Genomic DNA, 12312 nt, shown 5'->3' on the forward strand with positions numbered 1-12312 from the left:
CCGGGCTGGCCGCAGACCTAAGTCGGGCGCCATGCTCGATATCCGCACCGCGCCCGTCCAGCCCGCCGCCATCCACCGCGCCGACTACCGGCCGCCCGACTGGCTGGTTCCAGCCATCGCGCTGGAGTTCGACCTCGACCCGGCGCGGACGGTGGTGCGCGCGCGGCTGGAGGTCGCGCGTAACGGAGAGCACGACCGGGCGCTGCGGCTGGATGGCGAGGAGCTGGAGCTTCTGAGTCTCGCCGTGGACGGGCAGGCAGTCGATCCGCAGTTTGAGGACGGGCAGCTAGTCGTTCCGCTGACCGGTGCCTCGGCGGTGGTCGAGACGGAGGTGGCGATCCGCCCGCAAGTCAATACCAAGCTGATGGGGCTCTATGCATCGGGCGGGCTGCTCTGCACGCAATGCGAATCCCAGGGCTTTCGCCGGATCACCTGGTTCCCCGATCGCCCGGACGTGCTGAGCCGCTACCGGGTGCGGATGAGCGCGGACCGCCAGCGCTTTCCGGTGCTGCTGTCGAACGGCAACCCTGTCGACGGAGGGGAGGGGCCGGACGGCACGCACTGGGCGCAGTGGGAGGACCCGTTTCCCAAGCCCTGTTACCTGTTCGCACTGGTCGCGGGCGAGCTGTCGGTCAACCGCGACAGCTTCACCACTGCCAGCGGGCGCGAGGTGGAGCTCGGCATCTGGGTACGCGAGGATGATCTGGCCAAGACCGGCCACGCGATGCGGGCGCTAAAGGACTCCATGGCCTGGGATGAGCGGACCTATGGCCGCGAATATGACCTAGACCGCTTCAACATCGTGGCGGTGAGCGACTTCAACTTCGGCGCGATGGAGAACAAGGGCCTCAACATCTTCAACACGCGCTACGTGCTGGCCGACCGCGAGACCGCCAGCGACGCCGACTTCGACGCGGTGGCGGCGGTGGTGGCGCACGAATATTTCCACAACTGGTCGGGCAATCGGGTGACCTGCCGCGACTGGTTCCAGCTCTCGCTGAAGGAAGGCCTGACCGTGTTCCGCGACCAGAGCTTCAGCGAGGACATGGGTAGCCAGGCGGTCGAGCGGATCGATCAGGTGCGGACGTTGCGCGCGGCGCAGTTCCCCGAAGACGCCGGCCCGCTGGCGCATCCGATCCGACCGGATAGCTACATCGAGATCACCAATTTCTACACCGCGACCGTGTACAACAAGGGCGCGGAGGTGATCCGCATGTTGCGCACGATCCTCGGCCCCGACGATTACCGGCGGGGCACCGACCTCTATTTCGAGCGGTACGACGGGCAGGCGGTGACCTGCGAGGATTTCGTGCAGGCGTTGGAGGATGCCAGCGGGCACGACCTGACGCAGTTCCGCCGCTGGTACTCGCAGGCGGGCACGCCGACGATCAGGGCCCGGCTGGTTCAGGAAGACGGCGCCGCGGTCCTGCACCTCACCCAGTCGACCCCGCCTACTCCGGGGCAGGCCGATAAATTGCCAATGGTGGTGCCGCTACGCACCGCGCTGATCGGGCGGGAGAGCGGACGCGAGGTGGCGGGCGAGCAGGTCGTATTGCTGACGGAGGCCGAGCAGACTGTGCGGTTCGAAGGCGTGACCGAGCCCGCGCTGCTGTCGATCAATCGCGATTTCTCCGCGCCGGTGATCATGCAGGTGGAGCGGGCAGCCGGCGAACTGGAGGCGCTGGCGATTTCGGACACAGACAGCTTTGCACGATACGAAGCGATCCAGGAGCTTGCCTTGCGCGAGTTGCTGAAGGGTATTGGGGGCGGCGAGGTGCAGGCGGACCCGGTGATCGCGGCGCTGCGCAGCACGCTCCTCAGCAACGCGCTCGATCCGGCATTTAAGGCCGACGCGCTGATCCTCCCAAGCGAGACGATGCTGGCCGAGCGACTGGACCAGTCGGACCCGTCCGTCGTGCACCGCGTCCGCGACGACCTTCGTGCGGCGATTGGCACCGCGCTTCGGTCCGAGTTGGAGGATGCCTATGCGGCGTCCTCACGGGCCGATCCGGAGAGCTTGACCGGCGAGGACAAAGGCCTGCGGCGGCTGCGGGCGGCGACGCTGGGCTATCTGGCGGCGGCGGATCCGGAGCGGGCGCGGGCACTGGCGGCGGCGCAGTTCGATGCTGCCCGGACCATGACGGAGCGGCAGTCGGCGCTCGGCATGCTGGCCATGGTCGGCGGGTCCGAGGCAGAGGCGGCGCTCGGCGCGTTCTACGAGCGATTCAAGGGCGACCCGCTGGTCATCGACAAGTGGTTCGGGGTGCAGGCGTCGGTCGCGGCCGAGGACACGATCGAGCGGGTCGAAGCGTTGGCGGCGCATCCGGATTTCACCTTGGCCAACCCGAACCGGCTGCGCGCCCTGGCGGGCAGTTTCGCCGCGACGCCCTTTGCCTTCCACCGCGCTGACGGGCGCGGCTACGAGTGGCTGGCGGACGTCATCTTGAAAGCCGACGCGATCAACCCGCAGACGGCGGCGCGATTCGTTCCGCCGCTCGGGCGGTGGCGCAAGGTCGAGCCCGGCCGCGCGGCGCTGATGCGGAGCGCGCTCGAGCGGATCCTGGCGGCGCCGGGGCTGAGCAAGGACGTCTTCGAGCAGGCGAGCAAGTCGCTCGGCTGATCAGCTTCCGATCCAGCTCGCAACCTGGCTCGCGACCGCGTTGGCAGCCTGGTTGAGGGCCGGGCCGACCGTGGCGGCGGTGCCGTCGGCGGGGGCGGTGGCTTCAAACCGGCGGGCCTGGACCTGGGTGCCGCCCTGCGTCGACAGGGTCGCGTCGTAGGTGACGATCACCTGCCCCAACGCAGTGTCGTAGCCGAAGCGTTCGAGCGTGCCGGTGACCAGCACGCCGGAATCGAGCGTCGTCTGCCCCTGGTCGAGCACCACCCGGTTGGTGGTGCGCTTCACCGTTTCGGCCAGCAGGTGCTGGAACAGCCGGTCAGGCGTGTCCACGTACTGCAGGCCCTTGATGTAGGTGACCTGCCCCGGCGCCTCGAGCACCGGCACGCGGACCTGGCGCAGTTCCTTGCCGACCAGGGGGTCGAGGATGGTCACGGCCTGGCCGGGCGTCGCGGTGCGCTGGATGGCCACGGGCGCGGCCTGCGGAGTGAGGGTCAGCAGCGTGGGCGGCGGTTTGGCGCCGCCGAAGCAGGCGGTGAGTGCCAGCGCGGCAGCAGCAGGCAGGACGAGGCGAACGGCGCGCATCAGCGGGACCTTCCGGGATTGTGGTCGGGCAGCTTGGGCGCGCCCAGCACGCCGGTGACGCCGCCCTGGTCGAGCCGCTGGGTCACGCCCTGCAGGCTGGTGGTGAGTTGACGCAAGTCGCGGACCAATCGGTTGACCTCCGGGAGCGTCGACTTGGTCAGGTTCTGGACGCCGGGCCGCGCATCGCCGACCAGCGCGTCGATGTTCGCGGTGGTCTGCTGGATGGAGGCGATGGAGCGGCGCAGGTCCTCGGCGGCGGGGCGGCCCTGCTCGTTGATAAGCCGATTAGTGTCCGCGGTAAGCTTGGAAACGTTGTTCGCGGCCACCGCCGCGTTACGGGCGGCGAGCCGCGCTTCCGTCAGCGTGTCCGCCATTTCCGGTGCGCGCTGGGCGAGTACGCGCGTCGTGCTGTCGACATTCTCCAGGATGTCCGAGATCGCGTTCTGGTTCTTGTCACTGAGCAGTTCCGTCAGCCGCTCGGTCAGCCGCTGGATTCTGTCCAGCAGTTCCGGCGCCGAGTTGAGCAGCGCGCCCAGGCCGCCCGAGGAGCTCGGCACCACCGGGCAGCCCTGCGGCCCGGCCTGGGTCAGCGGCCGCGCGCCCTTCACTGCGCCGTCCAGCTGGATCTCGCTGACGCCGGTGAAGCCTACGCCCTTGATCTGCGCGGTCGTGCCCTGGAGCACGGGCGTATTCTCTTCGACCTCGATCCGCACCCACACGAACTCCGGCCGGTTGGGGAGCAGCGAAATGCGGGTGATCTGGCCGACGGGCACGCCCGAGAAGCTCACGTTGGAGCCGCGGTTCAGGCCGCCGACGCCTTGGCTGAAGTAAATGTCGAAGCAGCGTCGCTTTTCGGTGTTCACTCCGGTGATCCAGACGGTGAACAGCAGCAGGCCGGCCAGCAGCGCGAGTACGACGCTGCCCACCAGGACATGGTTGGACCGTGTTTCCATGGCCTTAAACGTCTTCCCCCGTCACGCCGCTGCCGCAGCGCGTCCGCGCGGCCCGTTGAAATATTCCTGAATCCAAGGATGGTCCAACTTCAACAACTGTTCAATCGTGTCCACCGCGATGACCTTCTGGTCGGCCAGCACCGCCACCCGGTCGCAGATGGCGTAAAGGCTGTCGAGGTCGTGCGTGATGAGGAAGACGGTAAGGTCCAGCCGCTCGCGCAGATTACGGATCAGTTCGTCGAACGCCTGGGCGCCAATCGGGTCGAGCCCGGCGGTCGGCTCGTCTAGGAACAGCAATTCCGGGTCGAGCGCCAAGGCGCGGGCCAGGCCGGCGCGCTTGCGCATGCCGCCTGAAAGCTGGCTCGGATATTTCTCGCCGGTGTCCGGCGGCAGACCGGACATGGCGATCTTGTAGCTGGCGATCTCGTCCAGCAGCGGCGGCTTGATGAACGGGAAATACTCCCGGATCGGAACCTCCACATTCTCGGCCACGGTCAGGGTCGAGAACAGGGCGCCGTTCTGAAACAGGATGCCCCAGCGGCGGCGGATGTTCTTGGCCTCGGCCTCGTCGCGGCCGATCATGTTCTCGCCCAGCACCTCGACCTCGCCCGCCTGCGGCGTCTGCAGGCCGATGATGGACCGCATCAGCACCGACTTGCCGGTGCCCGAACCCCCAACCACGCCGATGATCTCGCCCCGGCGCACGTCTAGGTCGAGACCGTCATGGACCAGCTGGTCGCCGAACCCGTTTCGGAGGCCGCGGATGCGAATGATCGGCTCCTCGCCCTCCGGCAGGGTCGGGCTCCAGCTCGGCCGGTTCGCCATCAGATCCAACCGATCGAACTGAAGAAGATCGCGAAAATCGCGTCCAGCACGATCACCAGGAAAATTGACTGCACCACCGCGGCAGTGGTCTTGAGACCGACCTGCTCCGCATCATTGGCAACCAGCATGCCCTGGAAGCAGCCGGCCAGCGCAATGATGAAGCCGAACACCGGTGCCTTGATCAGGCCGACCCACAGGTCCGTCGCCGGCACCACATCGGCGATGAGCCGGACATAGGTCAGTGGCGGGATGTCGAGCCCGGCCCAGCAGAACAGGCCGCCGCCGACGATGCTGGCCAACATAGCCCAGAAACATAGCAAAGGCATCATGGCGATGGCGGCGATGAGGCGGGGAATGACCAGCGCTTCGATCGGCGACACACCGATGGTGCGCATCGCATCCACCTCCTCCGTGATCTTCATCGTCCCGATCTGCGCCGCGAAGGCGGAGCCGGAACGGCCCGCGACCATGATGGCGGTCATCAGCGGTCCCAGCTCGCGTACCGTGATGCGGCCGATCAGGTTGACGGTATAAACCTCTGCGCCGAACTGCTGCAGCTGAACCGCGCCCTGCTGGCCGATGACGACGCCGATAAGGAAGCTCATCAGCCCAATGATGCCGAGCGCGCGGACGCCGACCACGTCGAAGCGCTGGATGACGGCATTGAGGCGGAAGCGGCGCGGGCGGCGGATAAGCCCGGCGAAACCGATCAGCGTGGCGCCGAAGAAAGCCACCAGGCCCTTGAGGGTGCGACCGCTCTCGATGGTCCAGGCGCCGAGCTCGGCGACTGCGCCGCCTTCCTTTTCGGGCACGGTGCGCGCCGGATGATCGGCCTCCGCGACCTGTTCGAGAAGGTCGTTGAAGTCCTGCGACCCGCCGGTGACCCGCGCGCCGCGGTCGCGCACCGCGCGGTGGACCAGGTAGGCGCCAACCGTGTCCATCCGCTCGACCCGGCTGAGATCGATGGTCAGTGGATCGGGGAAAGCGTCGAGCTCGCGGCTGACCGAGCCGGCCCGCCCGATGGTCAACGCCCCGCGCGGCGCGAACACCTGCTGGTCTGAACTGTCGGGGGTCTGGGCAAGCGAGGCCATCGGGCGGTGATGTGCGTGAATTGCCGCCCGGATACAAGGCGTGTGGCGGCTTGCCCTTTTCTTGCCCCGCTTCGCGGCCTAGCAGGACGGTCATGCTGACCCCTGCCGCCAGCCCCGCGCCGCCCGTGTTCCGCACCGTCGGGGAGACCGACGCCCGGCTGTTCGGGCAGCCGGCCAGAGTGCGGGCCGAGCGGCTGGCCGCGAACGCCGGCCTGGCGGTCGGCGGGGAGGGCGCGTCCGTGGTGCTGGGCAACCTCTGCTTCGCGTGGGACCCGGCCTGGCTCAAGGAGCTCGCGAAGCGGCCCGGCGCGGCGCTGGTCAAGGACCGCACGCCGGTGCTGGCGCATGTCGATCCTGGCGAGGCGGCGGCAGTCGCCGCGGCCATGGCGGACGGAGCGCCACTTCCGGCGAGCCTGGAGCTGCTGGACGCCGACACCGCGAGCTTGAGCTATTTCGAACTGCGCAAGCGGGAGCGGCCGTTCGTCCTGCCGCTGGCGCGCGGCAATGAGTTGGCCGTGGAGCGCGCTTTCTACGACGCCGCCTACAAGGGCGTGACGGACCTGTTGACGCTCTACCTATGGCGGCGGCCGGCGTTCTGGCTGACGCGCTGGGCGGCGATCGCGGGCCTCACTCCGAACTTCATCACGCTGGTCGGCTTTGTTTTCTGCGCGGCGGCATTTTGGTTGTTCTGGGAGGGGCACTATTGGGCCGGATTCGCCACCGGCTTCGTGTTCATGGTGCTGGACACCGTCGACGGGAAGCTGGCGCGCTGCACCGGCCAATCGTCACCGTGGGGCAATGTGTTCGACCATGGCGTGGATCTGATCCACCCGCCGTTCTGGTGGTGGGCGTGGGTGCACGGGCTGGGCAGCGCGGGACACCAGCTGGAGGAAGTCTACAAGGGCTCGCTGCTGGCGATCATCGTGGGTACCTATGTGCTCGGCCGCGCGATTGAGGGCTGGTTCAAGCATCGCTTCGGCATGCACATCCACGTCTGGCGTCCGGTCGACAGCCGCTTCCGGCTGGTCACCGCCCGGCGCAATCCGAACATGGTGATCCTGTTTGCGCTGCTGCTGGTCGGACGGCCGGACCTCGGGATCGAACTGGTGGCGCTGTGGTCGGTGGTGAGCCTGATCTTTCACGCCGTCCGATTGGCCCAGGCCGAGGCGCTCGCGGACCGCGGCGGCAAGATCGTCAGCTGGCTGGACTGATGGGGCCGTACACGGCCGTGCTGCTCGCCGGGTCCCGGCCGGGCGGCGATCCGCTGAGCCGTTCGCTCGGCGTCGATTTCAAACCGCTGCTGCCGGTTGCGGGCGAGCCGATGGTGCTGCGGCCGTTGCGCGCACTCCTGGCGGCGGCGTCGGTCGGCGAGGTGCTGGTGCTGACGCAGGAGACGGAGCGGCTGGCGGCCGTTCTCCCTAGTGATGCGCGTGTGCGGATCGAACGGTCTGGCGCGACCCTTGCTGCCACGTTGACCGGCCTCCTCGCGGCCCCGGCGACCCGGTTTCCGCTGCTGGTGACCACCGCGGACCATGCCCTGCTGACCCCGGCGATGGTGGAGGAGTTCGTCGTCGGCGCTGCCGGGTCCGACCTCGCGATCGGCGTCGTCAGCCGCACCGCCATGCTGCGGCGCTTTCCGGATGCGCAGCGCACCTGGCTGCGCTTCGGGCGCGAGCGCTACAGCGGGGCCAACCTGTTTGCGCTGAACACGCCGGCGGCCGCCGCCGGGGTCGAGCGCTGGCGCAGCATCGAGCAGGACCGCAAGAAGGGCTGGCGCGTGCTGCTGCAGATGGGATGGCCGCTGTTCCTTGGCGCGGTGCTGCGGGTTCGCGACATCCACGGCACCGCCGCCGCCTTTGGCCGCAGGCTGGGCCTTGGCCTAAGCGCGGTGGTGATGGGCGACCCGCTGGCGGCGATCGATGTCGACAAGCCGGCCGACCACGAATTGGTCACCGCCATTCTCGAAGGCCGGGCATGACCGACCTCGCCATCTACGACATGGATCGCACCGTGACGCGCCGGGCCACCTACACGCCATTCCTGCTGCATTGCGCGGTTCGGCGGGCGCCCTGGCGGCTGCTGTTCCTGCCTCTCGTGGCCGGGTCCATGCTGGCCTATGTCGTCAAGCTGATCGACCGGGCGCGGCTGAAGGAGATCAACCACCGCCTGCTGATTGGGCACTGGATCCACCCCCGCGACCTCCGGCCATTGGTGGATAGCTTCGCGGACAAGCAGGTGGCGACCAACATCCGTCCCGGCGCCCGCGCCGCCATCGCCCGCGACCATGCCGAGGGGCGGCGGGTAGTCATGGCGACCGCCAGCTACCGCCTGTACGCCGCCGCCATCGCCGATCGGCTGGGCTTCGACGACGTGATCGGCACGGGGTCCGTAATCGGTCTCGACCAGCGGATCCGGGCCCGCATCGACGGTGAGAATTGCTACGGCAACGCCAAGCTGCGGATGGTCGCCGACTGGGTCGGGAAGTCAGGCCTGACCGGACGCCACGGCCATGTCCGTTTCTACTCCGACCATGCTAGCGATGCGCCTGTGTTCGAGTGGTCGGACGAGCCTGTGGCCGTGAACCCGCATGACCGGCTGAGGAAGCTGGCAGCGGAGCGGGGCTGGCGGATCGAGGACTGGGGCTGAACCGCGGCTCGGGAAGCGATCCGCAACCGATCGGGGGCCCACGCTTTAGGTCTCCTGTCGCCGGCTGACTTGGGCCGCGCCCCTCAGGTGAACCGATGTTCGAACTGTCGCCCTACCATCTGCTGCTGGTCGCATTCGGCGGCGTGGTCATCCTGGCTTACTGGCTGCCCCGCTTCGTGTCGGGCCGGGAACCGGCGGCGTCGGCCCTGCTGATTGGCCTGGGTTACGCCGCATTCGGCTGGATTCCGGGCATGCCGGACCTGATCGATCCCATCGCTTTGCCGAAGCCATGGGAGATCGTCAGCGAATTGTGCGTGGTCGCCGGATTGTTCGGCGTCGGCCTGCGCATCGACCGCTTATTGGCGCGCAAGCTGTGGACGCCAACGGTGCGGCTGCTGGCCATCGCCATGCCATTGTGCATCCTCGCGGTGGCGGTGCTCGGCATGACGATCGCCGGCATGACGATGGCTGGAGCGTTGCTGCTCGCCGCGGTGCTGGCACCGACGGATCCGGTCTTAGCCGGCGACGTCCAGGTCGGCGCGCCGACCGAAGGCGGCGAGCATCCCGTTCGCTTCTCGCTGACGACGGAAGCCGGCCTCAACGACGGTCTGGCTTTTCCGTTTGTGTACCTGGCGCTGGCCATTGCAGCGAGCGGGGTTACCGCAGGCGTGCTCACCGAATGGCTGTGGCTCGATGTCGGCTACCGCATTGCCGTTGGTGCCCTCTCGGGTGCGGCGCTCGGCTGGCTGATCGGCAAGCTGCTCTTCGCCTGGCCGGGCAAAAACCCGCTTGCGGACACGGAGTCGGGGGTTATCGCGCTCGCTGGCGTGATGGCCGTCTATGGCCTGACGGAATTGGTGGAGGGCTACGGCTTCATCGCGGCCTTTGTTTCCGGCCTGATCCTGCGGCGACAGGAATCCGGGCATAAGTTCCATACGCAGCTGCACGACTTCACTCAGGCCATCGAACATGCGCTGACGTCGGTGCTGCTGATCGCGCTGGGCGCCGCGCTGCCCGCCTTGCTGCCCAACCTGACGATGGCGGGTGCGGCGATCGGGGCGGCGCTGCTGTTCCTCATTCGGCCATCGTTCGGCTGGCTAGCGCTGATCGGAACCTTGAAACGGGGCCGCGAGCGCGCCGTGGTCGCCTTCTACGGCGTGCGCGGGATCGGGTCGGTCTACTATCTCGCCTACGCAGGCTCCCACGCCGAGCTGGTCAACGAGGCCGAGCTATGGGCGGTGGTCGCCTTCACCATTCTGCTATCGACCGTCGTCCACGGCTTCACCGCCGGCCTGGCGGTGGAGCGTGTGACGGAGAATGAGGAAGAGCTGGCCGAGGCGGCGGGCTGAGGGCCCGCTTATACCGCCCGTAGCGCGTTCTCGAAGTCGGCGATCAGGTCCTCGGCATTCTCCACGCCGATGCTGATCCGCACCAGATTGTCGGTGATGCCGAGTGCCTGCTTGCGCTCGTCGGGAACTGACAGGTGGGTCATGGCCGCCGGCGCGCTGGCCAGGGTCTCGGTCCCGCCGAGGCTGACCGCCAGGTGCGCGATCTGCAGGTTGTCGAGAAAGGCGAAGGCCTCCTTCTCGCCGCCCTTCAAGTAGAGCGAGAAAGTCGAGCCCGCGCCGGTGCAGTGGCGGCGGTAAATGTCGGCCTGGCGGCTGCCGTCCTCGAGGAAACCGAGGTAGCCGACGCTCTCCACCTTGGCGTGACTGCGCAGATATTCGCACACCTTGGCGGCATTCTCGCCCGCCCGGCTCATGCGGAGTTCGAGCGTCTCCAGGCTGCGGAGCAGCATCCAGGCGGTGTTCGGGTCGCAGATGGTGCCGATCGTGTTGCGCATCATGCGCACGGGGTCGAGCACGGCCTTTGACCCGACCAGCCCGCCCGCGACTAGGTCGCTGTGCCCGCCGGCGTACTTGGTCAGGCTGTAGACCGACACGTCGGCGCCCTGCGCCAGCGGCTTGGCCCACAGGGGCCCAAGGAAGGTGTTGTCGATTGCGATCGGCGGTCGCTCGTCGCCGGAGAAAGCCGCGTCGCGGGCGGCGCGCACCGCTTCAACGTCGACCAGGGCGTTGGTGGGGTTGGCCGGGCTTTCGAGATAGATCATGGCCACCCGGCCCTTGGCCTTGGCGGCGGCGATCACCGCGTCGATCTCCTCGCGGGTGGAGCCCGAGGGGAAGTCGAGCCAGGTCACGCCGAACTTGCCCAGGATCTTGGCGATCAGCGTTTCGGTGGCCGCGTAGAGCGGGCCCGAATGGACCACCACGTCGCCGGGCTTGACGAAGGTCAGCAGCAGGGTGGCGATGGCCGACATGCCGCTGGAAAAGGCCAGCGCGTCCTCCGCATCCTCCCACAGCGCCAGCCGGTCCTCGAGGATCTCCTGGTTGGGGCCGTTGAAGCGCGAGTAGATGAGCCCTTCCGCGCCGCCTGGCCGCTTGCCGGTGACGCCTTCGAAGAAGCGCTTACCGGCCGCCGCGTTCTCGAACACGAAGGTGGAGGTCAGGAAGATCGGCGGCTTCAGGGAGCCTTCGGAGAGCGTCGGATCGAAGCCGTAGCCCATCATCAGGGTGGCGGCGTCCAGCTTGTGGTTGCCGATATGGGTGGGCGAAGGCTTTGGCGCGCGCTTGGCGGGCACGCCGCTCATCTCGGATTCGTCGGTCATGCGCGCTCCCTAGCCCCATGCGGCCCAAGTTGATAGGCACGGGCAATGAGACGCCTACCGCTTCTGCCGCTGATCGCCGCCTTGTCGGCCTGCGGCTCCAACGTGCCGCCGACGCCCGAGCAGCAGCCGGGCGGCATGAGCCATCCGCCAACTGCCATGACCGGCGACCAGGATCGCGACTTCGCGACCATGATGATCACTCACCACCAAGGCGCGATCGACATGGCGCGGCAAGAACTCAGCCGCGGGCGCGATCCGGAGATGCGGGCGCTGGCAGCCAAGGTGATCGCCGACCAGCAACGCGAGATCACCCAGATGCAGGGCTGGTTGGAGCGACGCGGCGGCGCAGCCGGGTTGCCCGCGCAGTAACCCCAATGCATTCGGCAATTGGCGCGGAGGCCGAAGCGCGGACCATGCCGCACTTCTCCCCCGCAGGGAATGCTAGCTAGCGAGCCGCACGAACGGCGCGAACTTGAGCTCGCGCTTGACGAAGAAGCTTTCGTAGCGGCGCACCGTGGCGTCGGCGGCGAGCAGGGTTTCCGCCCGCTCGACGAACTCGTCCATGCCGGCACAGTCCAGCATCAGCAGCACGTCGTGGCTGCCACTGATCTCATAGGCCCACTGCACTTCCTCCGCGCTCCGTAGTCGCGCGAGCAGCGCATCCTTGGCGAGCCGATTGGCATGCTCGCCCAATTGCAGCAGCACCACCGCCCGAAGGCGGCGTTCGATCAAGCGCGTCGACAACAGGGCGATGGTCCGCTCGATCCACCCTTCCGCGCGCAGCCGACGCAAGCGCCGCGCGATGGCCGAAGGCGAAAGGGCGACGCGCGCCGCCAACTGGTCGGCCGTTCGGCCATCGTCACGCTGCACTTCGTCAAGGAGGGTGCGATCGAATTCGTCGAGCATGGGCTGGTTCGTGCCAGAATTTGG

The 12312-nt window shown here is 67.9% G+C and carries 12 protein-coding genes; 6 read left to right on the plus strand and 6 right to left on the minus strand.

What is annotated here, in order from left to right; all coding sequences use genetic code 11:
* Positions 1-31 precede the first annotated feature (31 nt).
* Positions 32-2620, plus strand: a complete 2589-nt coding sequence (pepN, locus tag OMW55_RS09215) for an aminopeptidase N (protein WP_264882596.1) — start codon at positions 32-34, stop codon at positions 2618-2620.
* Here the strand turns inward: pepN and OMW55_RS09220 are convergent, their stop codons facing one another.
* From OMW55_RS09220 to OMW55_RS09235, 4 genes are read right to left on the minus strand one after another with little or no spacing between them, the layout of a single operon-like run.
* Positions 2621-3202, minus strand: coding sequence for an ABC-type transport auxiliary lipoprotein family protein (locus tag OMW55_RS09220; protein ID WP_264882597.1), 582 nt, complete (start codon positions 3200-3202; stop codon positions 2621-2623).
* Positions 3202-4155 (minus strand): MlaD family protein, encoded by a 954-nt coding sequence (locus OMW55_RS09225; RefSeq protein WP_264882598.1) that lies wholly within the window; start codon positions 4153-4155, stop codon positions 3202-3204. The genes OMW55_RS09220 and OMW55_RS09225 overlap by 1 nt, the downstream gene beginning before the upstream one ends.
* Positions 4156-4176: 21 nt before the next feature.
* A complete protein-coding gene (locus OMW55_RS09230) occupies positions 4177-4980 on the minus strand; it encodes an ABC transporter ATP-binding protein (protein WP_264882600.1) in 804 nt (267 codons plus the stop codon).
* Complete coding sequence (locus OMW55_RS09235; RefSeq protein ID WP_264882602.1) at positions 4980-6071, minus strand: ABC transporter permease; 1092 nt, start codon at positions 6069-6071, stop codon at positions 4980-4982. Before OMW55_RS09235 ends, OMW55_RS09230 begins: the two co-directional genes overlap by 1 nt.
* Before the next feature lie 92 nt (positions 6072-6163).
* Here OMW55_RS09235 and OMW55_RS09240 point away from each other — a divergent pair, with 92 nt between their 5' ends.
* From OMW55_RS09240 to OMW55_RS09255, 4 genes are all read left to right on the plus strand, one after another.
* Positions 6164-7282: a CDP-alcohol phosphatidyltransferase family protein gene (locus OMW55_RS09240; protein WP_264882604.1), complete on the plus strand. Its 1119-nt coding sequence runs from the start codon at positions 6164-6166 to the stop codon at positions 7280-7282.
* Complete coding sequence (locus tag OMW55_RS09245; protein WP_264882606.1) at positions 7282-8049, plus strand: nucleotidyltransferase family protein; 768 nt, start codon at positions 7282-7284, stop codon at positions 8047-8049. Before OMW55_RS09240 ends, OMW55_RS09245 begins: the two co-directional genes overlap by 1 nt.
* Positions 8046-8717 (plus strand): HAD family hydrolase, encoded by a 672-nt coding sequence (locus tag OMW55_RS09250; RefSeq protein ID WP_264882607.1) that lies wholly within the window; start codon positions 8046-8048, stop codon positions 8715-8717. The genes OMW55_RS09245 and OMW55_RS09250 overlap by 4 nt, the downstream gene beginning before the upstream one ends.
* Before the next feature lie 95 nt (positions 8718-8812).
* Positions 8813-10066, plus strand: coding sequence for a cation:proton antiporter (locus OMW55_RS09255; RefSeq protein WP_264882608.1), 1254 nt, complete (start codon positions 8813-8815; stop codon positions 10064-10066).
* Positions 10067-10074: 8 nt separating this feature from the next.
* Here the strand turns inward: OMW55_RS09255 and OMW55_RS09260 are convergent, their stop codons facing one another.
* Positions 10075-11382 (minus strand): cystathionine gamma-synthase family protein, encoded by a 1308-nt coding sequence (locus tag OMW55_RS09260; protein WP_264882610.1) that lies wholly within the window; start codon positions 11380-11382, stop codon positions 10075-10077.
* Positions 11383-11427: 45 nt separating this feature from the next.
* On the opposite strand from OMW55_RS09260, the gene OMW55_RS09265 reads away from it, so the two are divergent.
* The gene (locus tag OMW55_RS09265) at positions 11428-11751 is read left to right on the plus strand and encodes a DUF305 domain-containing protein (protein ID WP_264882612.1); all 324 of its coding nucleotides are present in this window, start codon (positions 11428-11430) and stop codon (positions 11749-11751) included.
* A 72-nt stretch (positions 11752-11823) separates the two neighbouring features.
* On the opposite strand, the gene OMW55_RS09270 is transcribed toward OMW55_RS09265, so the two are convergent.
* Positions 11824-12288, minus strand: a complete 465-nt coding sequence (locus OMW55_RS09270) for an Lrp/AsnC family transcriptional regulator (RefSeq protein ID WP_264882614.1) — start codon at positions 12286-12288, stop codon at positions 11824-11826.
* Positions 12289-12312 lie beyond the last annotated feature (24 nt).

This window comes from Sphingomonas arvum (assembly GCF_026013565.1).
GTDB lineage: Bacteria > Pseudomonadota > Alphaproteobacteria > Sphingomonadales > Sphingomonadaceae > Sphingomicrobium > Sphingomicrobium arvum.

Bases quoted from the DNA above. Each gene is read 5' to 3' on its own strand.
- OMW55_RS09235 (WP_264882602.1), bottom strand. From the start codon at position 6,071: ATGGCCTCGCTTGCCCAGACCCCCGACAGTTCAGACCAGCAGGTGTTC.
- OMW55_RS09265 (WP_264882612.1), top strand. From the start codon at position 11,428: ATGAGACGCCTACCGCTTCTGCCGCTGATCGCCGCCTTGTCGGCCTGC.
- OMW55_RS09270 (WP_264882614.1), bottom strand. From the start codon at position 12,288: ATGCTCGACGAATTCGATCGCACCCTCCTTGACGAAGTGCAGCGTGAC.
- OMW55_RS09225 (WP_264882598.1), bottom strand. From the start codon at position 4,155: ATGGAAACACGGTCCAACCATGTCCTGGTGGGCAGCGTCGTACTCGCG.
- OMW55_RS09230 (WP_264882600.1), bottom strand. From the start codon at position 4,980: ATGGCGAACCGGCCGAGCTGGAGCCCGACCCTGCCGGAGGGCGAGGAG.
- OMW55_RS09260 (WP_264882610.1), bottom strand. From the start codon at position 11,382: ATGACCGACGAATCCGAGATGAGCGGCGTGCCCGCCAAGCGCGCGCCA.
- OMW55_RS09250 (WP_264882607.1), top strand. From the start codon at position 8,046: ATGACCGACCTCGCCATCTACGACATGGATCGCACCGTGACGCGCCGG.
- OMW55_RS09220 (WP_264882597.1), bottom strand. From the start codon at position 3,202: ATGCGCGCCGTTCGCCTCGTCCTGCCTGCTGCTGCCGCGCTGGCACTC.
- OMW55_RS09240 (WP_264882604.1), top strand. From the start codon at position 6,164: ATGCTGACCCCTGCCGCCAGCCCCGCGCCGCCCGTGTTCCGCACCGTC.
- OMW55_RS09245 (WP_264882606.1), top strand. From the start codon at position 7,282: ATGGGGCCGTACACGGCCGTGCTGCTCGCCGGGTCCCGGCCGGGCGGC.
- pepN (WP_264882596.1), top strand. From the start codon at position 32: ATGCTCGATATCCGCACCGCGCCCGTCCAGCCCGCCGCCATCCACCGC.
- OMW55_RS09255 (WP_264882608.1), top strand. From the start codon at position 8,813: ATGTTCGAACTGTCGCCCTACCATCTGCTGCTGGTCGCATTCGGCGGC.